The organism is Streptantibioticus cattleyicolor NRRL 8057 = DSM 46488 (genome assembly GCF_000240165.1).
Lineage (GTDB): Bacteria > Actinomycetota > Actinomycetes > Streptomycetales > Streptomycetaceae > Streptantibioticus > Streptantibioticus cattleyicolor.
This window is the reverse complement of sequence record NC_017586.1, coordinates 1,882,681-1,907,033: the sequence shown is the minus strand read 5'-3', so window position 1 is coordinate 1,907,033 and position 24,353 is coordinate 1,882,681. Positions and strand designations below refer to the sequence as shown.

At 73.2% G+C, this 24,353-nt stretch carries 19 protein-coding genes, 1 tRNA gene and 2 pseudogenes; 10 read left to right on the top strand and 12 right to left on the bottom strand.

The annotated features are described in order from the left end of the window. Positions 1–35: 35 nt before the first annotated feature. On the bottom strand, positions 36–1,514 hold the full coding sequence (locus tag SCATT_RS08340; protein ID WP_014142554.1) for a hypothetical protein: 1,479 nt from the start codon (positions 1,512–1,514) through the stop codon (positions 36–38). Positions 1,515–1,831: 317 nt separating this feature from the next. Between SCATT_RS08340 and SCATT_RS08330 the strand changes: the two genes are divergently transcribed. Beyond that, complete coding sequence (locus SCATT_RS08330; protein WP_041824553.1) at positions 1,832–2,191, top strand: hypothetical protein; 360 nt, start codon at positions 1,832–1,834, stop codon at positions 2,189–2,191. Positions 2,192–2,356: 165 nt separating this feature from the next. Here SCATT_RS08330 and SCATT_RS08325 read toward each other — a convergent pair whose 3' ends face one another. Both SCATT_RS08325 and SCATT_RS08320 read right to left on the bottom strand, forming a co-directional pair. Next, positions 2,357–2,779, bottom strand: a complete 423-nt coding sequence (locus tag SCATT_RS08325; protein WP_014142553.1) for a hypothetical protein — start codon at positions 2,777–2,779, stop codon at positions 2,357–2,359. A 51-nt stretch (positions 2,780–2,830) separates the two neighbouring features. Then, the gene (locus tag SCATT_RS08320) at positions 2,831–3,244 is read right to left on the bottom strand and encodes a DUF6603 domain-containing protein (protein ID WP_014142552.1); all 414 of its coding nucleotides are present in this window, start codon (positions 3,242–3,244) and stop codon (positions 2,831–2,833) included. Between SCATT_RS08320 and SCATT_RS40580 the strand changes: the two are divergent. Continuing rightward, positions 3,147–4,082: pseudogene (locus SCATT_RS40580) on the top strand (recombinase family protein); the annotation flags it as partial. The gene SCATT_RS08320 and the pseudogene SCATT_RS40580 sit on opposite strands and share 98 nt — an antisense overlap. 103 nt (positions 4,083–4,185) lie before the next feature. Here the strand turns inward: SCATT_RS40580 and SCATT_RS39395 are convergent. Both SCATT_RS39395 and SCATT_RS08300 read right to left on the bottom strand, forming a co-directional pair. Beyond that, entirely contained in the window at positions 4,186–4,863 is a 678-nt protein-coding gene (locus SCATT_RS39395) for a hypothetical protein (RefSeq protein WP_042507558.1), read from the bottom strand. Positions 4,864–4,952: 89 nt separating this feature from the next. Then, positions 4,953–5,025: transfer RNA gene (locus tag SCATT_RS08300), tRNA-Arg, on the bottom strand. A 393-nt stretch (positions 5,026–5,418) separates the two neighbouring features. Between SCATT_RS08300 and SCATT_RS08295 the strand changes: the two genes are divergently transcribed. The 4 genes from SCATT_RS08295 to SCATT_RS08280 all read left to right on the top strand — a co-directional run bounded on the left by SCATT_RS08295 (position 5,419) and on the right by SCATT_RS08280 (position 11,610). Then, complete coding sequence (locus SCATT_RS08295; RefSeq protein WP_041825048.1) at positions 5,419–7,104, top strand: dynamin family protein; 1,686 nt, start codon at positions 5,419–5,421, stop codon at positions 7,102–7,104. A gap of 5 nt (positions 7,105–7,109) precedes the next feature. Beyond that, complete coding sequence (locus SCATT_RS08290; RefSeq protein ID WP_231905054.1) at positions 7,110–8,990, top strand: GTPase; 1,881 nt, start codon at positions 7,110–7,112, stop codon at positions 8,988–8,990. A gap of 276 nt (positions 8,991–9,266) precedes the next feature. After that, positions 9,267–9,788 (top strand): single-stranded DNA-binding protein, encoded by a 522-nt coding sequence (locus SCATT_RS08285; RefSeq protein ID WP_014142547.1) that lies wholly within the window; start codon positions 9,267–9,269, stop codon positions 9,786–9,788. A 394-nt stretch (positions 9,789–10,182) separates the two neighbouring features. After that, the gene (locus SCATT_RS08280; protein WP_014627703.1) at positions 10,183–11,610 is read left to right on the top strand and encodes an LAETG motif-containing sortase-dependent surface protein; all 1,428 of its coding nucleotides are present in this window, start codon (positions 10,183–10,185) and stop codon (positions 11,608–11,610) included. 466 nt (positions 11,611–12,076) lie between these two features. Here SCATT_RS08280 and SCATT_RS08275 read toward each other — a convergent pair whose 3' ends face one another. Then, on the bottom strand, positions 12,077–12,763 hold the full coding sequence (locus SCATT_RS08275) for a TetR/AcrR family transcriptional regulator (RefSeq protein ID WP_014142544.1): 687 nt from the start codon (positions 12,761–12,763) through the stop codon (positions 12,077–12,079). A gap of 170 nt (positions 12,764–12,933) precedes the next feature. Here SCATT_RS08275 and SCATT_RS08270 point away from each other — a divergent pair, with 170 nt between their 5' ends. The 4 genes from SCATT_RS08270 (at position 12,934) to SCATT_RS08255 (ending at position 16,837) form a co-directional block, all read left to right on the top strand. Further along, positions 12,934–13,470 carry a cupin domain-containing protein gene (locus tag SCATT_RS08270; RefSeq protein WP_014142543.1) on the top strand — a complete coding sequence of 179 codons (537 nt, stop codon included), beginning with the start codon at positions 12,934–12,936 and terminating at the stop codon, positions 13,468–13,470. Between the two features lie 492 nt (positions 13,471–13,962). Continuing rightward, positions 13,963–15,627 (top strand): energy-dependent translational throttle protein EttA, encoded by a 1,665-nt coding sequence (gene ettA / locus SCATT_RS08265; RefSeq protein ID WP_014627702.1) that lies wholly within the window; start codon positions 13,963–13,965, stop codon positions 15,625–15,627. A gap of 56 nt (positions 15,628–15,683) precedes the next feature. Next, a complete protein-coding gene (locus tag SCATT_RS08260; RefSeq protein WP_014142541.1) occupies positions 15,684–16,115 on the top strand; it encodes an acyl-CoA thioesterase in 432 nt (143 codons plus the stop codon). Then, positions 16,112–16,837 carry a hypothetical protein gene (locus tag SCATT_RS08255; RefSeq protein ID WP_014142540.1) on the top strand — a complete coding sequence of 242 codons (726 nt, stop codon included), beginning with the start codon at positions 16,112–16,114 and terminating at the stop codon, positions 16,835–16,837. The genes SCATT_RS08260 and SCATT_RS08255 overlap by 4 nt, the downstream gene beginning before the upstream one ends. A 62-nt stretch (positions 16,838–16,899) precedes the next feature. On the opposite strand, the gene SCATT_RS08250 is transcribed toward SCATT_RS08255, so the two are convergent. The 6 genes and pseudogenes from SCATT_RS08250 to SCATT_RS08225 form a co-directional block, all read right to left on the bottom strand. Next, a complete protein-coding gene (locus SCATT_RS08250) occupies positions 16,900–17,304 on the bottom strand; it encodes a globin (RefSeq protein WP_014142539.1) in 405 nt (134 codons plus the stop codon). 103 nt (positions 17,305–17,407) lie between these two features. Then, a complete protein-coding gene (locus tag SCATT_RS08245; RefSeq protein WP_014142538.1) occupies positions 17,408–18,223 on the bottom strand; it encodes an FHA domain-containing protein in 816 nt (271 codons plus the stop codon). A gap of 234 nt (positions 18,224–18,457) precedes the next feature. Then, positions 18,458–18,760, bottom strand: a pseudogene (locus tag SCATT_RS39390) (hypothetical protein); the annotation flags it as partial. 146 nt (positions 18,761–18,906) lie between these two features. After that, positions 18,907–20,283: a PP2C family serine/threonine-protein phosphatase gene (locus SCATT_RS08235; protein WP_014142535.1), complete on the bottom strand. Its 1,377-nt coding sequence runs from the start codon at positions 20,281–20,283 to the stop codon at positions 18,907–18,909. A 4-nt stretch (positions 20,284–20,287) separates the two neighbouring features. Then, positions 20,288–22,987: a serine/threonine-protein kinase gene (locus SCATT_RS08230; RefSeq protein ID WP_014142534.1), complete on the bottom strand. Its 2,700-nt coding sequence runs from the start codon at positions 22,985–22,987 to the stop codon at positions 20,288–20,290. After that, positions 22,984–24,291, bottom strand: a complete 1,308-nt coding sequence (locus SCATT_RS08225) for a hypothetical protein (RefSeq protein WP_014142533.1) — start codon at positions 24,289–24,291, stop codon at positions 22,984–22,986. Before SCATT_RS08225 ends, SCATT_RS08230 begins: the two co-directional genes overlap by 4 nt. Positions 24,292–24,353 lie beyond the last annotated feature (62 nt).

The following is a 24,353-nucleotide window of genomic DNA, read 5'->3' as shown; positions in this document are numbered from 1 at the left end:
CGTGAGCGGAGTGTTGAGGGGACGGGGCCGGTGGGTCAGAGCCGGAAGGTCTTCACTTGGGGGGCGTTGATCATCTGCAGGGCGAAGTGGGCTGTGGGGATCTCCGGGGCGCCGTCGGGGAGTTCCTCGTGGAGTTCCGCGGACAGGGCGGGGACCAGGGCGTCGCCTTCGCCGAGCAGGTTGAGGACGTCCGCGTCGCCGGGGCGCAGGAAGCGGCGGAACCGGCCGAACTGATCGGTCTGGTCCAGGTCGTCCGCGCGCGGGAAGTCGCCCATCGGGGCGCCGATGACGTCGCCGCTGATGTGGCGCAGCTCGATGGTGCCGACGTCGCCGATGCCGAAGCACAGGTCGCGTGGCGGCTCGGCCAGTTCCAGGCTGTCGATCAGCTGGGGGTAGAGCATCAGGAGGGTGTCGGTGCTGTATATGTCCTGGCTTACGGGTTCGGTGACGGCGCCGTCGCGGGTGCGGGCGGTGGAGATCGTGTTCGGCCAGTCATGGACCAGGGACGAGCGCAGCAGCACTGCGCAGGCGGGAGGTGCTTCGCCGCCGGTGGCCAGGGAGTTGAGGTCCGCGTCCAGGGTGTGGCCCACCCCGATGCTCAGTGCTCCGTCGACCGCGGCGCGGATCCAGCCGGGGTCGACGTAGGCGAAGCGGATGCTCTCGGCGGGCAGCATGCGCGGGTCGGGGACCAGGTGCTCGGTACCGATCAGCTCCAGGCGGCGCAGCCGGTTCAGCCAGGCGGTGACTTTCTCGAAGGTCTCTCCCGCGGCCTGGGTGAGCAGGTCGGCCACCCCGGGCTGGCGCAGCAGGGCGCGTGGTTGGGCGGGAGCGGCGGTGCGGGTCCGGGCGGGGACGGTGCGGCGTCGGCCGGCGCGCAGCCGCGAGGCGGCTTGGTCGAGGGCGCGCGCCACTTGGGCGCCGTTGTCCTCCAGGAGCATCCGGTCGAAGGCTTCCAGCGCCAGCGGGGCGGTCAGCTGCCGGGCGGTGGTCGTGGCCGCGCGGCCGGCCAGGCGGGGGTGGGCGGCCAGGCGGCGTACCGCGGCGCGGGCGCCGGCGCGGAATTCCATCAGCGCGGTGCGAAAGTCGGCGTCCGCCAGCGCTGCCAGGCGTCCGGCGGTGAACGCGGCGGCGTAGGAGGTGTCGAAGACCCCGTGGGCCTCGGTGTAGATGAGGGCTTCGCCGGCGGAGTCCAGTCGGGGCGCGGCCGGTGCGGGCAGCCGGTGGGCGGGGTTGGCGCTCAGCGCTCCGCGGTGGAAGGCGACGGTGGCCTCCCCGGTCTCCAGGCGCTGTGGCACGGCCACCGCGCCGGTGGCGATCCTGTCCAGGATGGCCTGCTGGGCCGGGGTGGGGTCGGTCGGGGTGACGACGGGCAGGCGCAGCCGGAGCTGGTCGGCCGGGCGCGTGGTGTCCTCGTCGAGGGTGGCGAGGTTCTGGCACAGGTCGCCGAACCCGATCCCGGAGTCCGGCTCCGTGGTGAAGGCCCAGCAGGTCAGGGAGACCAGTCGTACCCCCATCGGCGGGGGCTGGGGTGTAGGGGGCCAGATACTGGTCGAAGCCCTCCAGGGAGACCAGGTGCACGACATGCTGCCCACCGACCGCGGAGGGGAAGCGGTTGGCGATGACCACGCCGTTGAGCTGTTCGTCCATCGGCGGTGGTGTGCTGTTGGCTCGGGTGGCGTCAGGACGGCCGCCTTCCCGCGCGTGCGCGAGGTAGGCCATCTCTTCCGGGAGCGGCTTGACGCGGTCGAACAGTTCGGCGGGGACGAGGACGGTGGCGCAGTGCTCGTCGTATTCGTCCGGGCGGATGTTCTCCTCGGGCAGGACTGGGGGTGTGCCGGGGCCCAGCTGCCTGGAGAGCGCGGACGGTGCCGGTGACCACCTGGCCCTCGGCGTGCTGGTCTTCGGGCAGTTCGCCGGCGCGGAAGACGAGCAGCGCCATCCACGGGATGCCGTCTGGTCGACCGTAGGCCAGGGGGCGGTTCCACGGCAGACCGGGTACGTCGAGGTTGATGTGCGGCAGGATCTGCCTGTAGGTGCCGACGGCGCCGGGGACGGGAAGCGGGCGTTGATCGAGGCCGGGGCGATGGCGAACCGGGGCTGGACGACATCGAACGGCTGCGGCTCCTCGCTGCTGAGGACGCGGTCGGATCCGTCGACGTTCCTGAGGATCTGCTGGTTGTGGATCTGGTAGCGGCCTGCGTACAGCGATGGGACGCGGTGGTCGTAGAACCTGGTGCGGTGCTGGGTCTGGGGCGTGCTGGCGGCACGGCAACGAGGTGGCACAGCGCGGTGGTGCGCGGAGCGGGGGTCCGGAACGGGGGCGGGCCGCGTGGTATCGCGGTTCGCTGGGCAGGGGTCAGCCGACGGGGACGAGCATCGGCTCGGCGGTGAACGCGGTGCCCGCGGCGTCGGCGTAGGTGCTCAGGTCTTGGTCGATCTGAGCGGAGATGACGCCGAGGGAATCGAGGGCTCGTGCGAGTTCCGTGCGGGCGGGGCGGGCACTTTCCGCGTCGATGCCGTCGCTGATCTTGCCGATGACGCCGCCGGGCCGCTGCGGGAGCGGTCCTGTGGGCTCCTCTGCGGGATCCAGGGGGTTTCCCCCGTCGAGGGGAAGCGGGTCGAAGGAGATGGCCTTCTCGTCGATGAATCCGGTGTCGGTGCCGTACGCGATCGGTGGGGAGGTCAGGCGCACCCCGAGGATGCGGTCGGGCAGGAGCCCGTCGCCGGGTGCGTTGGCATCGGTGCCCCACATGCCGTTGGGGACGCTGCCGCGGATCACGGTGTGGCTCCACTCGCGCAGCGGTTCTTCGTGATCGTCGCCGTAGATGACCTACACACGCATCTCGCTGACCTGGCCGGTCTTGCGCATGGGCAGGATGTCGACGCCCTCGTCGGTGGCCACCGGCGTGCTGGTGCCTTGGTCGAGGAACAGCTGGCTGACCGGCACCTGGGAGTCGGCGGTGAAGGTGAACCCGCCGTTGTCGACCAGCCACGGCTTGGCCGCTGTGCGGGTGGGCGGGGCGCCCTCGCCGGTGTAGCCGGCGCCAGCGATGGTGCGGACACGGTTCTTCGGGGGCGGGAGCATGCCCTGGAAGCCGCCCCAGTCCAGGGCGGGGGCCCCGCTGCGGCGGTCGGGGCCGAAGCCGATGGTGAACTCGATGAACCACAGGTGCACGGTGGCCTCGCCGCCGACCGGCGGGCCCCACAGACGCAGGCTCACCCCGATCTCGATGGAGATCCGCACTCTTCCGCCCGGATGGGTGATCGTTGCGCACTTCTACGACGTCGAATCCGGACGCAAAGACCTCGACCAACGTGGCCACGGAACGGCACACGAGCGCTTCAACGTCCCCATTCCCCGCGACGGCGGAATCGCCGACCTGCTGCGGGAAGCCAAGGCTCCCGACCGCCGGTTCGCCGCCGTCATCTGCGAGTCCATCGAACGCGTCGCGCGGCGCACGTACTTCGGCACCAAGATCGAGTATGAACTGGAGAGCTCCGGGGTCGCCCTGTGCGCCGCCGACGAGCCCATCCTGACCAACCCGAAGGCCAAACGCGCCACCCCGACGCTGACCCGTCGGGTCAAACAGGCGGTCTCCGAGTGGTACGTCCTGCAGATGCTGGAGCTGTCCTGGGACGGCTTCGTCGAGCACACCAAGCAGGGCTGGAACATCGGCAAGCCGCCCTACGGCTACGTGGCCGACAAGGTCCCCCACCCGGTCCCCGCCCGCCGGGCCGAGGGACGCACCAAGCACCGCCTGGTCGCCGACCCCGTCCGGGGCCCGGTCGTCACCGAGATCTTCTGCCTGCGAGCCCTGGCCAAGCTCAGCTACCGGGCCATCACCGAACGCCTCAGCCTCGACCCCCACCGCTACCCGCCACCCGAGCCGACCAGACGGGATGCCGCCGTCGGCCAGTGGACCGAATCCGCCGTCCGCGGCATCCTGGAAAACCCCAAATACACCGGGTACCAGGTCTGGAACCGCAGGGCCCGCAAGAAGGGCAACCGCGCCAACCCGATGAGCGACTGGGTCTGGTCCCCGCAGCCCACGCACGAACCCCTGGTCACCCGCGAGATGTTCGCCGCCGCGTCACCCATCGCCAAGCTCCGCCAGGGATCCCGGCCCGGGGCGCAGCCCAACCGTCACCCACAGACCAAGCGGACCTACCTCCTGCGCTCCTACGTCATCTGCGCCCTGTGCGGACGACGCATGTTCGGGCAAAAGCCGCAAAGGGCTGTCCTTCTACGCCTGCCAGCCCCAACCTCGCCACCACCGCCACGCACCCTGGTACCCCACCCACCCCAAGAGTGTCTGGATCGGCGAGAAAGCCCTCATCGGCGCCGTCCACGACTTCTTCGCCACCCGCATCTTCGGACCACGAAGACGAGAACTCCTCGCCGCCCAACTGGCGAAGAGCACGCCGGACCCCGAGCCCGTCACCGCCGGACAGACCCAGGCGCTGCGCAAGCAGATCGCCCAACTGACGGCAAAGCAGACACGCCTCATGGACGAGCTGGCCGACACCGGCGACGAGAACCCAGAGACCACCGCGGCCTACCGGAAGGCCATCCGGGAACGCTTCGCCACCCTGGAACGCGACAAGACCAGACTCCAGAAGCAACTCGCCGGCCAGGAAGCCACCCAGTGGCCTGCCGCCGACACCGACGCCGCGCTTCTCGACTTCCTGCCCGAACTCGGCAGGGGACTCGGCTCGCTGACCGCCGAAGCCCAGCGCGAGCTGTACGACGCCTTCCAGCTCGAAGTCCGCTACAACCGCGAACGGGGAGAGGCGCTGCTGCGAGTAACGATCAACGCCGATACCGCCGAGACCCTCGCGGGCCGCACGAAGCACTTGGCCCACGGCTCGGAGGAAGCCCGGGCGGCAACGGAAGCGTACCGTGCCGACACGGTACGTGAAGCCGCCGGACCAGCGGCTTCCCATGTTCTGGGTGCCCCCGGCAGGACTCGAACCTGCGGCCAAGTGCTTAGAAGGCACCTGCTCTATCCGCTGAGCTACGGGGGCCGGGCTGGGGCCGCGGGGGCTCTCCGGACCCGGTGCCTGCGGTTCCGACCGAGCGGGCCGTGGTACTGGCGGGCGCGGTGGTTCCGTGACCTTGCCGGGGTCAAGGATAGAGCTCTGCGGACCTCATACCGGTTGCTTCACCTCCGTGACACGATGTGGAGGTTCGGTGAAGCGGTCTGATAATCGCAGGTAGGTGCGAATCGCGCATCGCTTTTGGCGCCTTGAGCGGCGGGTGTTGTGCAGTCGTTATGCCGTCGTCACGCACCCCTCTCTTGCCTCATTGTTAACAAATAGGACCAAACGGGATCAGCCGGGTGGGTAGAAGGTGTCGAACGGGTGCCGGATGCGCTTCAAAAAACGCCCTAAGTTGGGCATTCTTCGCATGTGGTGATCCTGGACGTACGGCCCGAGTTGCTCGACGCGCTGTCGGTGTTGCGCGACCGCGTCGATGCCGCACGTTTTCCGCTGCCGTTGCCGGGCGCGCCACGGGCCCGTCGGACCCGGCAGGAGATGCTCGCGCAGTTGGACGACTACCTCATGCCCCGGTTGCGCTCCCCGGGCGCGCCGCTGCTCGCGGTGGTCGGCGGCTCCACCGGGGCCGGCAAGTCGACCTTGGTCAACTCGCTCGTCGGGCGCCGGGTCAGCGAGGCCGGGGTGCTGCGGCCGACCACCCGTACGCCCGTCCTGGTGTGCCATCCGCAGGACCACGAATGGTTCGCCGACCGCCGTGTACTGCCCCGGCTCACCCGCGAGGGTGACCTGCCGCCGCGGCGTCGCCGTGATCCGGACCACCGCCACGGGCGAGGCCGCGACGCCGAGGTCGGCGGCCCGGACGGCCGCACCGCCGAACCCCGGCTGCGACTGACCGTCTCCGAACTCCTGCCCCCCGGCCTGGCCCTGCTGGACGCCCCCGACATCGACTCCCTCGTCACGGCCAACCGCGACCTCGCCGCCCAACTGATCTGCGCCGCCGACATCTGGATCCTGGTCACCACGGCCGCCCGGTACGCCGACGCTCTCCCCTGGCACCTGCTGCGCTCGGCCAAGGAGTACGACGTCACGCTCGGCACCGTGCTCGACCGCGTACCGCACCCGGTCGCCGACGAGGTCTCCCGCCACTACGCCATGCTGCTGACGAAGGCGGGGCTCGGGGACGTGCCCCGGTTCACCGTCCCCGAGCTGCCGGAATCGGCGGACGGCGGCGGACTCCTGCCGCAGACCGCCGTGGCGGAGCTGCGCGACTGGCTGCACCACTGCACGCAGGACCCGGCGGCCCGGCACGTCGCCGCCCGCCGCACGCTCGACGGGGTGCTCAACTCGCTGCGTACCCGCGTGCCCGCGCTGGCCGGCGCGGTGGCCGCCCAGCACGCGGCCGTGGTGCGCCTCACCGGGTACGTCACCGACGCCTACGGTGCCGCCGCCGAGCGGGTCGCCACCGCGGTACGCGACGGTGACACCCTCGCCGGCCAGGCTCTCGCCCGCTGGCGCGGCTACCCGGCCTGCGGACCGGACGCGCTGCACACCTCCCTCACCGACGGCCTCGCCGCCCTGCTGCGCACAGTGATCGAGGACGCGGACGAACAGGCGGCGGACCGCTGGCGCCGCGACCCGGCCGGCAGCGCGCTCCTGGCCGGCCGCCCCCGGTTGCCCGCCATGGACTGGGTGCCGAGGCCGGGCGGCCCCGGCCCGGGCGGCGCTGACGGGGTCACCGCCCGGATCACTTCCACGGTCCAGCGCTGGCGCACCGTCGTCACCGACCTCGCCTACGAAGAGGTGCGCTTCGCCCGCGACGGCGAACGCCCGCCCGCCGACCCCGAAGAGGTCGCCGCCCTGCTCAGCACCGCCGCACTCGGTGGCCGACGAGGCAGCGGCGCCGGCGAGCACCTCGCCGACATGCTCGGCGCACACGCCGCACTCCGCATGCGGGACCGGGCCCGCGACGAACTCGACACCCTGGTGGACGACCTCCTCTCCGGCGAACGCGACCGCCGGCTCATTCCTCTCGACACACTCGACGTGGCATCGCAGCAGCAGGCATCGCTCATCGCCGGCTACTCGCTGCTGGAGAAGGTGAGGTGACCGCGGTGACCACCACGTCCGGACAACCGCCCCGCTCCGTAGGCCCCCACGACCGGCATTCACACCCGGATCCGTACGATGTCGACCGCGATCCGCGGCAGCCAGGTGACCACACCGCGTGGTACGGCGTCGGCCCGGGCTCCGGAGGCGGTCCGGCGGGCGGCGCCCGACTCGCCCCGCAGCGCACCGACGGGCTCCGGCAACGCGTCGACGCCCTCGCCGAACTCGTCGGCCTCTCCCGCACCCGGGTCGACGGCGACGTGCTGGCCCACGCCGGCACCCTGGTCGAACGCGTCGCAGAGCGCCGCAGGCTCTCCCTCGACCACACGGTGGTCGCCCTGGCCGGAGCCACCGGCAGCGGCAAGTCGTCGCTGTTCAACGCCTTGACCGGCACCGAGCTCTCCAAGGTCGGGGTACGCCGCCCCACCACCTCTTCCCCGGTGGCCTGTGCCTGGGACGCGCACGGTGCGACCGCCCTGATGGACCGGCTCGCCATCCCCCCGCACGCCCGCTTCGTACGGCACACCAGGACCGCACGGCGGGGGACGGCCGAGACCGCCGCAGGCCGGTCGGCTCCCGCGAACCATCCCCGGCCGCTCCGGACGGCCGCGCAGCACACCCCCGACACCCAACGCGACCTCCGGCCGGAACCGGGCGCCGCCGTCGAACTCGACGGACTCATCCTCATCGACCTCCCTGATCACGACTCGGCCGCCCGTGGGCACCGAGAACAGGTGGACCGGCTACTGGACCTCGTCGACGTCGTCGTCTGGGTACTGGACCCGGAGAAGTACGCCGACGCTGTACTGCACGAGCGCTACCTGCGCCCGCTGGCCAAGCACGCCGACGTCATGCTCGTCGTCCTCAACCAGGTCGACCGGCTGCCCACCGAGGCCGCCGAGCAGGTCCTGGACGATCTGCGGCGCCTGCTCGACGAGGACGGCCTCGCGGTCGGTGAGCACGGCGAGGCGGGCGCCGCCGTGCTCGCGGTCTCGGCCCTGACCGGCGAGGGCCTGGACGAACTGACGGACGTCATCGCCCAAGTGGTCGCCGAACGGTCCGCGGCAGGCCGCCGGCTCGCCGCCGACCTGGACCGCGAGACCGAACGCCTCCGGCCCACGTACATCGGCACCGGCACGGCAGGACTCACCGACGCGGCCCGCGAGGAGTTCGTGGCCCGGCTCGCCGACGCGATCGGCGCCGCCGCGGCCGGCCAGACCGCACAACGCGCCTGGTCGGCAGAGGCCGCCCGGGCCTGCGGGACGTGGCGGTCACGCCTGGCCCCGCACGGTCGCCGACGCGTCCGGTTGCTGCGCCGCCGTGCCGTGCCCCCGCCGTCGACGACAGCACGCCGAGCCACCGCTCCCGCCGCGGCCCGCCCGGTGGTGGACGAAGCCGTGCGCACGGTCGCCGACGCCGCCGCCGAGGGACTGCCTACGCCGTGGGCCCGGGCGGTACGGGAGGCGGCCCGGCGCGGGGCCCGTGGGCTGCCCGAGGCTTTGGACGTCGCCGCGGCCAAGGCGGAGGCCACGGAGATGGAACGGCCGAGGTGGTGGTCGGTGGCCCGGGCGGCACAGTGGTTGCTGGCGGTGCTGACCGTGGCCGGCCTGGCCGGGGTGGGTGTTGTAGTAGGTGGATGGGTTGGTCTGCCGGTCTGGTTGCCGGCGGTGCTTGCCGGTGTGGGAGTGCTTGGTGGCCCGGTGCTGGCCTGGGCCTGCCGCGCGGGGAGTCGGGGACCGGCGCGTCGGTACGGGCAGAGCACCGAACGCCGCCTGCGGGACGCCGCCGCCGACTGCGGCCGGGCCCGCGTCCTCGAACCCATCGCGGCCGAGCTGCTGCGATATCGGGAGGTACGAGAACAGTACGGCGTAGCCGCGGGGCGGTAAAGGGAAGTCCCTCTGAGGGGTGGCCGAGTTATCCACAACTAGCCCTCGTTCCACAGATTTTGGGCGTCTTCACCACGTTGCCGATGGCTCGTGCATGCTGACCACATCGCCGGAATCCATCGCCTTGAAGGCAGGCCGTCGCGTATGCGGGCCTCGTCCGGCAGGCGGGTTCATTCAGGCGGGGAAGCCCTGGCATCAAGGCGCCGGGCGACCCGGAAAGCAGCAAGCCTCTGTCGAAGACGGGCGCCGGAGTACGGCGCCGGGGAGGAGCCAACCATGAGCGAGACATTCGTGACCGTCGCGGGAAACGTGGCCACGGCGCCGGAGATGAAGCAATCGGTGACCGGGGTGCCGTACACCCGGTTCCGACTGGCCGCCACGGAGCGCCGCTACGACCGCGCGACCGACCGCTGGGCCGACGGACACACCAACTTCTACACGGTATGGGCCTGGCGCGCGCTCGCCGAGAACGTCGCGGCCTCCGTCGGAGTGGGTGAACCCGTGGTGGTGCACGGGAAGTTGCGCATCGTCGAGCGCGAGGACAAGGGGCAGACGTACACGGTCGTGGCGATCGACGCCGCGGCGATCGGCCACGACATGAACCGGGGCACCTCCGCCTTCCGGCGCACCGCACGGCTCCGTATGGAACTGGCCGATCCGCCGGCGGAACTCGCCCCGCCGCAGCGGACAACGCCTCCGAAACCGCCGGGCCGCGCGAAGAAGGCACAGGCTGCGGCCGACCAAGAACGGGACGAGGTTGCTTCCGAGGCCGTTCGCGCACCGGAACTCGTCTCGTAGGGCGGGTGGCCGGCGAGCCGTGGGAGGCGGCTCGCACGGTCGGACGCGCGGCGGGCCGAGGCGGTTCGCACAGGCGGGCCCGGGCGGCCGGGGCAGGGCGGCCGGGGCCGGTGGAGCCGGGGGCGGGAGGCGCCTTCCGGCCGAGCGGGGACGGACGTGACCGGAGGAGGGGAGCGGTCTGAGACCGTGGTTCATGGGAGTCGGCTCAGGGATTTATCGATAATTCCCTGATTACACTCGACTTTGATAACGATTCAGATTCGAAAGCGTTAGCGGCCGGGAAACCGGATGGTCGTCACACGGTCGGTTCCTAGGATCCGTGGACGTAGCACGGGGGATCGGATCTTTGCTGGCGAGACGCACCTCAGACCTGTCTCGCCCGGAGGGGAAATCCATGTTCAGAGGAGGAAGGCGGGCCACTTCCCGCCTTGCCGCCGTAGTCCTGGCGTCGGGCCTGGTCGCGGCGGGCGCGGTGGTCGGCACCGGGTCAGCTGTGGCTGACGAGACCCCGGCGGCCGGCGGTGCTACCGCCGTACTGGGTGGCCTGACGATCGCCGACAACGCCACCATCGAGGGGCCGCGTGGTCCCGAGCACGTGCGCGCCGGCCTGTTCGAGATGAGCGTCGACAACGGCGGCAACATCAAGACCTACTGCATCGACATCCACAACCCGACGCAGGAGAGGGCCCGTTACCACGAGGTGGCCTGGAGCGCTTCCTCGCTGGGCAGCAACCCCGACGCGGGCAAGATCAAGTGGATCCTGACCCACTCGTTCCCGAGCGTCGACAGCGATGCGCTGGCCAAGGAGATCGGCGTTTCCAGCCTGACTGCCGGCCAGGCCGCGGCCGGTACGCAGGTCGCCATCTGGCGCTACTCGGACCACGCCAAGGTCACGGCGGACAACGAGAACGCCGAGAAGCTGGCCGACTACCTCTACCAGCACGCCGACACCAGCAGCGAGCCGGGGGCGTCCCTGTCGCTGACCCTGCCCGCGGTGTCCGGCAAGTCCGGCAGCCGCATCGGCCCGGTCACCGTACACACCAACGCGAAGTCGGCCCAGGTCACCCAGCCCGGTCAGTCCGGTGTGAAGGTGGTCGACGCCAACGGCAAGCCGGTGACCTCGGCGGTGGACGGCTCCAAGCTCTACTTCGACGTCCCGGCCGGCACCCCGGACGGTTCGGCCACGCTGAACGTCCACGCCACCACCTCGCTCCCGGTGGGCCGGGTGTTCACCGACGCCAGCGCCGACGCCACCTCGGACTCGCACAGCCAGACCCAGATCCTGGCCGGCTCCAGCGACAGCAGCGTCTCCGCGCAGGCGACCGCCACCTGGGCCAAGCAGGGCCCGATACCCGCGGTCTCGGCGATGGTCGACTGCGCCAAGAACGGCGTGGACGTCGTCACCACGAACAAGGGTGACGAAGCCTTCACCTTCACCCTGGCCGGCAAGCAGTACACCGTCGCGCCGGGCAAGTCCGAAACCGTCACGGTTCCGGTGAAGGAGGGCCAGCACTACGCGATCAAGATCTCCGGCCCCAAGGGGTTCGAGAAGACCTTCAACGGCATCCTGAACTGCAAGACGGCGGGCAGCAACGGCGGTAGCACGGGCGGCAGCAGCGCCAGCCCGTCTCCGGCGCCCAGCTCGGCCTCGGCGGGCGGTTCGGCCACCGGCGGTTCCACCACCGGGGGCTCCAACCTGGCCGAGACCGGTAGCAGCAGCGCCACCCCGGTCATAGCCGGTGTCGCGGTGGCCCTCGTGGTCGTCGGCGGCGGCACGGTGTTCTTCTTCCGCAAGCGGAAGTCGGCCGGCGCGGGTCAGTAACGCTCCAGCACTGACCGGGCCCCGGCGCGACATACCGCGCCGGGGCCCGCGTCGTTTTCCGCCCAGGGCCGGGGGCGGTCCAGGAGATCCGCCGGGCGCGGGTGCGATGGCCGGGCCGGGGGCTCGGTGTGGTTCGCCCGCCGGGGCCGGAGGTGGGTGCGGGCGGCGCGTGGGGGCCGCGGGGGTCCACGGTTCCGGCGGCACGAGCGGTGCTGGGGGAGGTGGCGGCTCAGGCGGTGCCGCCGGTGGTGTGTCCGATCCCGAGGCGGGTGTGACCTCCGGTTGGGAGGCGGTGCCGATGGGGCGTCCGGGGCACCAGTTGTCCGTTCCGGACGTCGGAACAAGGGAGTTGAGTGGTTGCCGCCGGGGGATCGGGGCGGCGTCGGCCGGGGGCCGGGCGGGCGATGGTGACGTCGTGCAGGGGGCGGAGCGGGACCGGCGGGGGTGGTGAGCGGCGGGGCGTGGGTCAGGGGGTCGGTTCGGGGGCGTCGGGTTGCGATGCGGGGGCGCTGTCCATGGCGAGGCGTTGGCCGAAGGCCTTGTGGCTCGCGGGTGCTGCGGGGAGGGGACGGGCGCCTTCGGGGCGCAGGCCGTGGAGGTAGACGGCCAGGTGGCGGGCGGCGAGGGCGTGGCCGAGTTCGCCGGGGAGGTGAGGCATGGGGCGGCAGGCCATCGCGGCTGCAGCGATGAGGTCTTCGGACGTGACGTCGTCGCGCAGGGCACAGGCGGCCCGCCCGGCGGCCAGGATGTCTTCGACGGCGTCGCGGACCGCGTGCTGGAGTTCCCTGACCTGGGGATCGCGGACGAGTGGTCCGCCGATGAGGGGCAGGACGAGGCGGTCGCGTTCTCCGAGTACGCGGTGGAAGAGCCGTTCCAGGGCTTGGAGAGGGTCGGCGGCGGGGGCGGCCAGTTCGCGGCGGGCGGTCTCTACGGCCGCGCGGCAGATCTCGAAGCCGTCGAGCACGACTTGCCGGATCAGGGCGTCGCGGTCGGGGAAGCGGCGGTAGAGGGTGCCGATGCCGACGCCGGCACGGCGGGCGATGTCGTCCAGGGCCACCGCGGTGCCGTGTTCGCGGAAGAGTTCGCATGCGGCGGCGAGGATCTTCTCGCGGTTGCGCCGGGCGTCGGCGCGCAGGGGTGGCTCGGGGGACATGGGGCGATCGTAGACAGACGGCGTGAGGGGGTGAGCGTCTCGGGGTATCGAAAAATAAGCGGAGAAAAATCTCCGGTTCGAGGTTATGGTGATGAGGTGAGCACTGCGGATTCCGAGCGTTCCGCGTCCATGCGTTCCGTCATGGGTGACCGACGAGGAGGGGCCCTGCCATGTCCGCCGATGTGAGCCTCCAGCAGCCGTCCGACGCCGCCGCCGACCGGTTCGTCGTGCTGGGGGCGGGTGAGAACCGGCCGACCCGGGTGCCGTTGCCGCCCGGTTTCGGGGTCAAGGTGGCCACCGGGGACAGCGAGGGGCGTCTGGCGGTTCTGGAGAACCGGCTGGACGTGGACATCCCGATGCATGTGCACGAGGTGATGGACGAGTTCGTGTACGTGCTGGACGGGGAGATGGAGGTCGACTTCGAGGGGGAGACGTACCGGCTGACCCAGGGCATGTGCGCGTTGCTCCCGCACGGTGTGCCGCACGCGATGAGGAACGCGTCCCAGCCGCCGGCACGGGCGTTGCAGGTCTCCACGCCGGGCGGGTGGGACCGCTTCATGGAGGACCTGTTCGCGGCGGGGTCGGACGTACGGACGCCGGAGGGGGCGATGGATCTGGCGAAGGTGAACGGGATCGGGGAGAAGTACGGGATGCGGTACACGGGGGGCACGATGGATCTCGGCCGAGCGCCGTCCCGTGAGGGCTGACCCCGCTCGGCCCGCCGCCGTCGGCCACCCCTGGGGCGTCCGCCGTCCCGGCCCCGGTGCACGGCCCGGCGCGTAGGGCTGGCCAGGGGCGCTCGGCACCGCCGGGGCCACCCGGACCCCGCCCGCGTCCATCAACCCCGACGTCGGCCCCGGCACGCCGCCGCATGCGCGGGCACCCGGCCCCGGGGCCCCGCCACGGGAGCGGCCCGGGGGTCCCGCACCCGAACCACCCCGCCGCACACGTCCGTCCCCGGCCCCGGGCCGCCACCACCCCGGGATCGCCACCACCTCGCCCCGGGCCCGTCCGGACGCCCCCCGAAAACCTCCGCCCCGCCCCCAAGGCTCCGGGGAACCCGCACGGTCCCCGGGGCGCCACCCCCGGGGGAGCCCTGCGGCGGTCCCGGTCACCACCGCGTTTCCTCCGCTTCGGCTTCGTACGGCAAGATGGGATGCGTATGCCCACCCTCGGATCGATCTGCCGGACGGTTTCTCTTGGCTGAGTACATCTACACGATGCGCAAGACGCGCAAGGCGCACGGCGACAAGGTCATCCTCGATGACGTGTCGTTGAGCTTCCTGCCGGGCGCGAAGATCGGTGTCGTGGGACCGAACGGCGCCGGTAAGTCGACGGTGCTGAAGATCATGGCCGGTCTTGAGCAGCCGTCGAACGGCGATGCGTTCCTGACTCCCGGGTACACCGTCGGCATCCTGCTCCAGGAGCCGCCGCTGGACGAGTCCAAGACCGTGCTGGAGAACGTCCAGGAGGGCGTGGCGGCGGTCAAGGGCAAGCTCGACCGGTTCAACGAGATCGCCGAGCAGATGGCGACCGACTACTCCGACGAGCTGCTGGAGGAGATGGGCAAGCTCCAGGAGGAGCTGGACCACGCCAACGCCTGGGACCTCGACGCCCAGCTGGAGCAGGCGATGGACGCGCTGGGCTGCCCGCCCGGCGACTGGGCGGTGACCAACCTCTCCGGTGGCGAGAAGCGCCGCGTCGCGCTGTGCAAGCTGCTGCTGGAGGCCCCCGACCTGCTGCTGCTCGACGAGCCCACCAACCACCTGGACGCCGAGTCCGTGCAGTGGCTGGAGCAGCACCTGGCCCAGTACCAGGGCACCGTGGTCGCCATCACCCACGACCGCTACTTCCTGGACAACGTGGCCCAGTGGATCCTGGAGCTCGACCGCGGCCGGGCCCACGGCTACGAGGGCAACTACTCCAAGTACCTGGAGACCAAGGCCGCCCGGCTCAAGGTCGAGGGGCAGAAGGACGCCAAGCGCCAGAAGCGCCTCAAGGACGAGCTGGAGTGGGTCCGCTCCAACGCCAAGGGGCGGCAGGCCAAGTCCAAGGCGCGTCTGGCCCGCTACGAGGAGATGGCGGCCGAGGCGGAGAAGACCCGCAAGCTGGACTTCGAGGAGATCCAGATCCCGCCGGGTCCGCGTCTTGGCAACGTGGTCGTCGAGGTGGCGAACCTCTCCAAGGCGTTCGGTGAGAAGGTCCTCGTCGACGACCTGTCCTTCACCCTGCCGCGCAACGGCATCGTCGGCGTGATCGGCCCCAACGGCGCCGGCAAGACCACGCTGTTCAAGATGATCCAGGGCCTGGAGACCCCGGACTCGGGCAGCATCAAGGTCGGCGAGACGGTCAAGATCTCCTACGTCGACCAGTCCCGCGCCAACATCGACGCCAAGAAGACGCTGTGGGAGGTCGTCTCCGACGGCCTGGACTACATCAACGTCGGCCAGGTCGAGATGCCGTCCCGGGCCTACGTCAGCGCGTTCGGGTTCAAGGGCCCGGACCAGCAGAAGCCGGCCGGGGTGCTCTCCGGCGGTGAGCGCAACCGGCTCAACCTCGCGCTCACCCTCAAGCAGGGTGGCAACCTGCTGCTCCTCGACGAGCCCACCAACGACCTCGACGTCGAGACGCTCTCCTCGCTGGAGAACGCGCTGCTGGACTTCCCCGGCTGCGCCGTGGTCGTCTCCCACGACCGCTGGTTCCTCGACCGGGTCGCCACCCACATCCTCGCCTACGAGGGCGACTCGAAGTGGTTCTGGTTCGAGGGCAACTTCGAGGCGTACGAGAAGAACAAGATCGAGCGCCTCGGCCCGGAGGCGGCGCGTCCGCACCGCACCACCTACAAGAAGCTGACCCGGGGCTGACCCCGGGCGACGGCAAGAACGCGACGAGAACGCGACGAGGACGGGGCTCGACGACAATGGCACGTCACATCTACCGGTGCCCGCTGCGCTGGTCGGACATGGATGCGTTCGGCCACGTGAACAACACCGTCTTCCTCCGCTACCTGGAGGAGGCACGGGTGGACTTCATGTTCCGGCGGGCGCCGGAGGCGGGCGGCCAGTCGCTGTCCAGCGGCACGGTGGTGGCCCGCCACGAGATCGACTACCTGCGTCCGCTGGTGCACCGGCACGAGCCGGTAACCGTCGAGACCTGGGTGACCAAGATCGGCGCGGCCTCCGCCACGCTTCAGTACGAGGTCAAGGACGAGGACCAGCTCTACGCCCGCGCGGTCACCGTCATCGTGCCGTACAACCTCGCCGAGGGCAGGCCGCGGCGGCTCAGCCCCGAGGAGCGCGAGTTCCTGGAGGGCTACCGCGACGAGCCCGCGGGGGAGGCCGTCGCCGCATGACGGCCGTGCACCCGGCCGACAGCGCGGAGGCGGCGGCGCTCACCGCCTACCTCGCCCGGCTCATCCACTGGGACAAGGCCGCCGTGGTCCGCGTCCAGGGCGCCGGCCAGGCGCTCGCCGTCTTCGGCCGGCCCCCGTTCGGCGAGGTGCTGTCGGTACGCACCTGCCGGCTCGCCGAACCGGTCGAGGTGGACGCCACCGTCTCGGCCGGGCAGTTGCTGGACGCGCTCGACGCGGGCGGCACGGCGGCCCCGGTCACCGTGCCGCCGCAGGTGACCGGTCCGGCGTGGGCCGGGCTGCTGCCGCCGCGCGGTGGCTGGCGGCGCACCGCCGAACTGCGGGTGACGGCGGTGCGGGCGGCGGCGGCCGGCGTGGTGGCCGAATTCCGGTCCCGCACCGAGGCGTTGGCGCCGCAGGACCGTACCCGTGCCGAGCTCGACGCGCTGGCCGAGGAGATCTGGTCCCGGGAGCTGCCGGGCACCGGGCTGCCGCTGCGCGCGGTGCACGCCGCGCACGCGCTGGGCTTCCTGCGTCCGCTGCGGGCGACCGCCGGCACCGCGGGGCCGGGCGGCGGCGCGGCGCCGTTGCCGCCGGAACCCGCGGACGAGGCACGGACGGTGGCGCTGCTCGCCTCGGGTCCGTGGCTGCGGCTGGGTACGCCCTACGGTTCGGTGGCGGTGCGCGGCGGACGGCGGCCGGGGCTCGCTGTCAGCCCCGTGTGACACACTTCACGTGATGGGCCTCATCGTGGTGGACCTCATGGAGGCGGCCGTGGCCGGCGGCCTCACTCCGCCGTGTTGATCAGCGAGTTGGCGGCGTAGACCAGGTAGTCCCACAGCTCCCGCTCGTACTCCGGGTCGAGCGCCAGCTCGTCCAGGGCCGTACGCATGTGGCCGAGCCAGGCGTCGTGCGCCGCGCGGTCGACGCGGAACGGGACGTGGCGCATCCGCAGCCGGGGGTGGCCGCGCGTCTCGCTGTAGGTGCGCGGGCCGCCCCAGTACTGCATGAGGAAGAGCGTGAGCCGGTCCTCGGCCGGACCGAGGTCCTGCTCCGGGTACATCGGCCGCAGCAGCGGGTCTTCGGCGACGCCTTCGTAGAACCGGCGCACCAGGCGGCGGAAGGTCGGTTCGCCGCCCACCGCGTCGAAGAACGTCTGCTGCCGCAACGTGCCGTGCGGGATCTCGGTCACGGTGGGATGCCTCGCAATCTCGCTCGGGTTCGCACTCCATGGTCGCAGATCACCCGGCGGACGACTCCGGTCCTACGTCCGCCCCGGCCGCCCGCCGCCGGGGTCACCCCCGCCGCAGCGTGATCGTCGTCCAGGCGCCGACGTGCACCTGGTCGCCGTCGGCCAGTTCCACCGGCTGGAACGGCGTGATCGGCTCCGCGCCGAGGTTGACCGTGGTGCCGTTGGTGGAGTCCTGGTCGACCACCGACCAGCCGCCGTCGGGGCGGCGGACCAGCAGCGCGTGGCGGTGCGAGACCCCGGGGTCCTCCGGCGCCCGGGACAGGTCGATGTCGGGCACGTGGCCGCCGCCGCTGTGTCTGCGGCGCCCTATGGTGAACTCCTCGCCGGTGAGCGGAACGTACTGTTCCGGCGAGGCGGAGGGGAAGGACAGCCCCGACGCCTCCGGGCCGCTGCGGGCCATCATCGCGGTGTAGTACGCCTGGTCGGCGCCGACCACCGCCGTCCACGCCTCGGGGCCGGGCTCCGGCGACTCCTCGTGGGGCTCGGGCCAGCCGTACGGCCCGGTGGAGGCGGTGGCGGGCGGCGCGGGCGGTGGCAGCAGGAAGTCCCCGTCGTCGTCGGCGGCCCGCGCCCGCGGGGTCGGGCCGCCGCCGACCGTCGCGTCCGGAGGGAACGTTTCCGCTGGGCGGTCACCCCGTGAGGTGGTCCGCCCGTACCCGACCGGCAGCGGGTCGCCGCCCGGGAAGTCGTGGCGGCACTCCTCGCAGAACGCGGCCCGCCCCTCGCGCGGCGTACCGCACCGCGGACACGCCTCCGCGGCCGTCGTCGGCCCAGGCCCCGTCGCGGGTGACAGCGGTGCCCCGCACACCGCGCACCGGTCCCCGCCCTCCGACCGGTGACCGTTCGGACAGGTCGGCATCGTGCTCCATCCCCTCCCGCGGCGGCGGCCCGGCCGCTACTTCTCGACGCGTACGGTGCGTATGGGGCGGCCCGGCCGTGCCGGGTCGTCCGCACCGGGCTCCGGCGCCGTCCCGGCGGGGCCGGCGGCCGGTGGCTCCAGCCGCACAGTACCGGTCGCCACCTCGTCCGCGTCCACCTCCGGGCCGGCGGCCCACGGATCCTCGGGGCCGACGGGTATGCGCAGGCCCGGCAGGGTCGGAGCGGGCGGTTCCGCCGTCCACACAGCACGTACCAGCCCCTGCCCGAGCACCGGCGCCGCCGGTCCCCGCGCCACCAGCGACACCCGCGCCGCGAGCATCTCCTCGCCGACGCCGGCCGGGCGGACCCGGACGCACAGGTGGTAGTCGCGCGACCCCTCGTCCCAGGCGCCGGTGGGGTACTCCCCGCACCGCTCGCCCGCCGCACGCCGCTCACCGGTCAGATCCCGCAGCCCGGGCGCCACCTGCTTGACGAAGACGACCTCCGCGTGGCGCGGCGTCCACACCCGCAGCGCGACCGGCCCGTCGTCCGGCGCCGGGGGGCCGCCGTGCGCGGTGACCGTGACGATCGCGTCGACCTGGTCACCGCCCTGGGGCAGGTACTCGTTCTGGTAGACCTCCACCGCGAAGCGCCGCGGCGACGCCCCTCCCGACGCCGTCATCCTCACCCCTCGTCCGCGTCCGCCCGGCCGCCCCGCGGTGCCGTGCCCGGCCCGGGGAACGGCAGCACCGCCACCGTGACGTTGTCGTGGCCGCCGCCCGCCAGCGCGACCCGCACCAGCGCGCGGGCGCAGGCCAGCGGACGCAGCCGGGCGTCGGCGGGGACCACGGCGGCCAGCTGCTCGGCCGACTCGGCGTAGTTCCACAACCCGTCGGTGCAGACCACCACCACGCCCGGCGCGTCCGGCTCGAAGCACGCGGTGTGCGGGTCCACCTCCTCGGCGTCCGCGCCGAGCCAGCCGGTGATGGCGTGCGCCCGGGCGTCCGAGTACGCCTCCTCCTGCGACATCAGCCCGGCCTCCACCATCCGGGCCGCCCAGGAGTCGTCCTCGGTGAGCCGGGCCGGACGCTGCGCCGCGCGGTCGTCGGGGACCCAGTAGGCGCGGCTGTCGCCGACCCAGCCGACGGTGAGCAGGCCGCCGGTGACCACCGCGCTCACGCAGGTGCAGGCGGGCGCGTTGGCGTACGGGTCGGGCGGGGTGTCCGTGTCCTGACCCCCCTGCGCGGCAAGGGAGTTGACGGCCTCGGCGGCGGTCAGCAGCGCCTCGCGCATGGCGGTACGCGGCTCGGTGCCGGCGGCGAGCCGTTCGGCCAGCCGCTCGTCGGCGGCGGACGCCGCGGCGGCGGACGCCTCGTCGGGGCGGGAGGCGGAGGAGACGCCGTCGCAGACCACGGCGATCGTCGCGGGGGTGCCGTCGGGGAGCCGGGTGCCGGAGAGGGCGAAGGCGTCCTCGTTGCGGTGGTGGCGCAGGCCCCGGTCGGTGACCGCGGCGGTACCGGCGGTCTCGCGCTCGACGTGGTCGCGTCCGCGTGGCCGGGCCCGGCCGCAGCCGCGGCAGTTGCCGTCGGCGTCGGATCCGGTCGCGCCGCAGACCGCGCACGGTACGGCGGTGGCTCCGGCCAGCAGTTCCTCACGCGGGTCGGCCACGCCGGGGCGCGGGGTCGGCGCGGGACGGGCGTCGCCGCCGGGTGCCGCCGGGCCGCCCGCGGCGGGGGCGGGGACGGGCGGGGCGAGCCCGTAGTCCGCGGGCTCGGGCAGGTGCTCCACGGCGGTGGGCGCGGCGTCCTCGTCGGACGCGGACGTATCGGTGCCGGGCTCGGGGGCCTGCGGCGCGGGCGGCTCCGGGGCGCGGGGCGCGGGCGGGGCCGGCACGGCCGGCGCGGTGGCGTCCACGGGGGGCTGCCACGGGCGGCGGCGTTCGGCGGATGCGGCGGGACCGGCGGACGACGGCGCCGCCAGGTCGGTGCCGCAGTTGCCGCAGAACTTGTCCTCGGGGTCCAGCCGTTCGGCACAGGACGGGCATACGGTCAGTTGCGGCATGTGGTCACACCCAGGTCCGGGGGCGGACGCGGTTGGCACGTTCCACCAGTTCGATCCTTTCCTCGCCCCGCTGCGCGAGCCGGGCCAGCACCCGGTAGGAGCGCTCCAGACCGAGACGCAGTTCGCGTTCGGTCACCCCGTCGCCCAGCAAGGCGGTCTGCGGCACGGTACCGGGCGCGGCGCCCTGCCGTCCTGCCAGTACCCAGTCGAGGGCGGTGCCCAGCACCTCCGTGACCAGTGTCTCTCTTCGGACGGGGTCGATGCCGGCCGCCGTCAACAGCTCGATCTGCCGGGCCGCGGCGAGCAACTCGGGCAGCAACGGCTCGTCCGGCGAACGGCCCCGCAGCCGGGCGCGCACCGCGGCGACCCGGGCGGCGGCGCAGTACGCCGACGACTCCGGCACCGACTCCAGCACCGCCACCGCCTCGGCCCGCTCGCCCCGCGCCAGCAGCACCCGGGCCAGGCCGAACGCGGCCGAGACGTAGGCGTGGTCCGTGGTCCACACCAGCCGGTAGTACCCGGCCGCCTCCTCCGGCCGCCCCAGGGCCTCCGCGCAGACCGCCAGCGCCAGCTTGGGCGCCGGCTCGCCGGGGAACGCGTCGTAGACGGCGTCGAAGGCCACCGCCGCGGCGGCGTGGTCGCCGTCCGTCAGCGCGGCCACCCCGCGGTACCAGACCACCCGCCAGTCCTCCGGGTGCCGCCGCTCCAGCGCCGCCAGCACCTCGGCCACCGCTTCCCGCTGCCCCAGCTCCAGCCGGGCCCGCAACTCCCGCAGCCACCGCTCCACCGACCCCGAGGCCGGCGCCCCCGCCAGCGCCGCCAACACCTGCCCCGGCGGCGCGCCGGCCAGCCCGGCGAGGAACGCGGCGGCGGGGTCACCCGGATCCACGTGCGGCACCGGCAGAACGAGCCCCGCGACGGCGCCGTCCAGCGGACGCACATGGACGGACGACTCGGTGGGGTGAGGGAGGTGTGGCCGCTGCGTGTGGGGCCCGGCCGGGGCGTGTGTGTTCGGTCGGCCCGGGCCCGGCGCATTTGGTGTGCCGAGTCCCGGTCGCTGTCGGTGTTCCGCCCGCGGGGTGGGAGGCCCGTCGGGGTCCGGCGCGTACGGCCCGGCTGGGGCGTGTGTGTTCGGTCGGCCCGGGCCCGGCGTCTTCGGTTCGCCACGTCCTGGCTGCCGTACGCGTTCCGCTCGCAGCGCGGGCTCCGGGAGCTGTGCGCCTTCGGGCGCGTGCGGGGCCGGTACGTCCGGTCCCGACGGCCACCGTGACGCGCGCTCCGGGTGTCGTCCGCGTCCCGGCAGCCGGACTCGCCGTAGGCGGCCTTCGCGGGGTGGGCGGGGGGTGGGGGAGGGCGCTCGGGGGGCGACGACCTCGGGGTCGGGGACGCGGGGTTCGGGGCCGAAGAGGGTGGACAGGGCGGGGCGGGGGGTGTTGGTGGTGAGGGCGACCACTTCGCGCAGGACGCCGGTGAGTTGGTCGGCCATTTCCTCGGCGGAGCCGAAGCGGCGTGCCGGGTCCGGGTCGGTGGCCCGGAGCAGCAGACGGTGGAACGACTCGTGGCGGCGGAAGACCTCGATGTGGGCGGGGTCGGGCAGGGAGTGCGCGAAGACGGTGGTGTACCCCTGGAAGTCGAAGGTGAGCACGGCCAGCGTGCGGGCCACCGTGTACAGGTCGGAGGCGACCGAGGGGCCGGCGGTGGTCACCTCGGGGGCCTGGCACCCGGGGGTGCCGAAGATGGGGCTCGTCAGGTCGTCGACCCGGCGCACCGCGCCCAGGTCGATGAGCTTGAGGCGGTCCTCCTGCTGGATGGCGTTGTCCACCTTGAAGTCGCAGTACAGCAGCCCGCGGCTGTGCAGATGGGCCAGCGCCTCCAGCGCCTCGATGCCGTAGGCGACGGCCTGTCCGACCGGGAGCGGATCGCGCCGGCCGTCCGGCGTGTACCGCTCGTTGGCTATCTGCCGCAGCGACTTGCCGCCGACGTACTCCATCACGATGTAGCCGTCGAGGGTGCCCGAGCGCGGATCGCGGTGCTCGACGAAGTTGTAGATCCGCACGATGTTGGGGTGTTCGATCTCGGCGAGGAAGCGGCGTTCGGCGACCGCCGCGGCCAGCGCGTCCGGGTCACCGGTGTCCAGCAGCCCCTTGAGGACCACCCAGCGGTCGCTGACCGCGCGGTCCACGGCCAGGTATATCCACCCCAGCCCGCCGTGGGCCAGGCATCCGGCCACCTCGTACTGGCCGTGCACCACGTCCCCGGGGCGCAGCTTGGGGGCGAACGAGTAGGGGGTGCCGCAGGCGGTGCACCGGCCCTCGGTGCGTCCCGGCCGGTCGCCCAGGGAACGGCCCACCGGGGCGTCGCAGCGTCCGCAGTAACGCTTCCCCTCCGGCACCCGCGGATCGGCCGGCACCGCGGCGCGCGGATCCGGCCGGGGGACCGGCGGCACCGACAGCACCCCCGCGCCCAGCCGGCCCCGTCCCGTACCGCCGCTCGCCCCCGACCCGGTACGGCCCGAGCCGCGGACCGGCACCAGCCGCGCGGTCGGCGGCCCGCCCGTCGTCCCCCTCGTCCTCGTCGTCCCCGGCGGACCGGCGTCGGCCGGGGACGACGCGGCGCGGGGTGCCAGCCCGCAGGTGTCGCAGTAGACGGCGCCGTCGCCGACGTCCTCCAGGGCGCCGGGGCAGCCCGGCCGGCCGCAGTTCACCGGCGGTCACCCCCCGCGTCCGGGTTCGGGGCGTCCGGCGCCAGCGCCTCGGCCACCGCGCGCTGGTAGCGCAGCACGGCGTGCTCGGCGGCGCGCAGGTCGCACGGCGCGCTCCACAGCAGGCGGCGGGCCTGGTCGTACCGTTCGGCGAGCAGCGGGTCGTCGGCCACCGCGTGCCGGGCCGCCTTCGCCTTGTAGGCGTCGAGCCGGCCGCGCAGTTCGGCCCGTACCGCGAGCGGTGTGGTGACCGCGGTCAACGAGTCGCGGGCGCGGGCGAGTTCCTCGTCGGCGCGTTCCTCGACGCGGTCCAGCAGCGGGGAGAGGCGGTGCCAGTGGCCGGCCCGGCGGTACGCCTCGGCGGTGGCGAGCTGTTCGTGCAGGTCGGTGGAGGGGCCTTGGACCGCGGGCACCTCGGAGGCGGCGATCTTGGCGAGCACCTCGCCGCGCGCCGCCCGGGCCTCGGTCAGCGTGCGGTCGGCGCGGGAGAGCACGTCGCGTACCCGCAGCAGCCGGTGGTCGGCGTCCTCGCGGACGTGGAGCACCGCCTCCACCTCGCGCCGGATGTCCTCCAGTTGGTGCTCGGCCCGCTCGTAGCGGGTGGCGTCGGGACGGCCCGGGGCGCCGCCGCGGCCCCGGGCGGGCAGCCAGAAGGCGAGCGGATCGGCGAGCACCTCGGCGCGGAACGCGGCCAGTTCGGCGTCGAGCCGTTCCAGTTCGTCACCGGCCGGGTGCTCGCCCGGGGTCACCCCGACCGAACGGGCCAGCGCGCCGACCCGGCCGGCCTCGGCGATCAGCAGGTCGATCCGGGCCGGCAGCACCGCCCAGACCGCCTCGGCGCCCCGCACCACCTCCAAGACGCGCTCGTACCAGCCGTTCATCCGCTCGGCCAGGTCCTCCAGGCTGGTCCGCTCGGTCGGGGGCGTGGCGGGCCACGGCTGCTCCGCGGCGTCCGGCACCGGGGCGCAGGTCACCGTGACGCCGGTGCCGCGCAGCAGGCCGGTCAGCTCCGCCAGATCGGCCGAGGCGGGCCAGCGGCGCCGGCCCCGCAGCGCGCGGGCGGTGCGCAACGCCTCCTCGTACACCGCCAATTGCGCCCGCAGGCAGGGCAGCGCCGGGGCGACGGCGGACCACCGCCGCCGGGTGACCCCGGTCAGCACGGTCGCCGCCAGCCGCTCGCGGGCCGCGTGGTCCTGGAGGACGAGCAGCGAACCGGCGATCGCCTCGTACTCCGCGCCCAGGCGCGCCAGGGCGCGGTCCACCTCCTCCCGGCTCATCACCGGTCCCGCAGGTCCCGCTACGGCCATCGAACTCCCTTCCCGGCTCGGTCCCTTCGTCCTTCGTCCCTCGTTCCCCGGCCGGCCCCGCG

Excerpts from the sequence above, each read along its gene's own strand:
- SCATT_RS08285 (WP_014142547.1), top strand. The coding sequence starts at position 9,267 with ATGAGCGAGACATTCGTGACCGTCGCGGGAAACGTGGCCACGGCGCCG.
- SCATT_RS08280 (WP_014627703.1), top strand. The coding sequence starts at position 10,183 with ATGTTCAGAGGAGGAAGGCGGGCCACTTCCCGCCTTGCCGCCGTAGTC.
- SCATT_RS08255 (WP_014142540.1), top strand. The coding sequence starts at position 16,112 with ATGACGGCCGTGCACCCGGCCGACAGCGCGGAGGCGGCGGCGCTCACC.
- SCATT_RS08260 (WP_014142541.1), top strand. The coding sequence starts at position 15,684 with ATGGCACGTCACATCTACCGGTGCCCGCTGCGCTGGTCGGACATGGAT.
- SCATT_RS08270 (WP_014142543.1), top strand. The coding sequence starts at position 12,934 with ATGTCCGCCGATGTGAGCCTCCAGCAGCCGTCCGACGCCGCCGCCGAC.
- SCATT_RS08225 (WP_014142533.1), bottom strand. The coding sequence starts at position 24,291 with ATGGCCGTAGCGGGACCTGCGGGACCGGTGATGAGCCGGGAGGAGGTG.
- SCATT_RS08275 (WP_014142544.1), bottom strand. The coding sequence starts at position 12,763 with ATGTCCCCCGAGCCACCCCTGCGCGCCGACGCCCGGCGCAACCGCGAG.
- SCATT_RS08245 (WP_014142538.1), bottom strand. The coding sequence starts at position 18,223 with ATGCCGACCTGTCCGAACGGTCACCGGTCGGAGGGCGGGGACCGGTGC.
- SCATT_RS08235 (WP_014142535.1), bottom strand. The coding sequence starts at position 20,283 with ATGCCGCAACTGACCGTATGCCCGTCCTGTGCCGAACGGCTGGACCCC.
- SCATT_RS08340 (WP_014142554.1), bottom strand. The coding sequence starts at position 1,514 with ATGGGGGTACGACTGGTCTCCCTGACCTGCTGGGCCTTCACCACGGAG.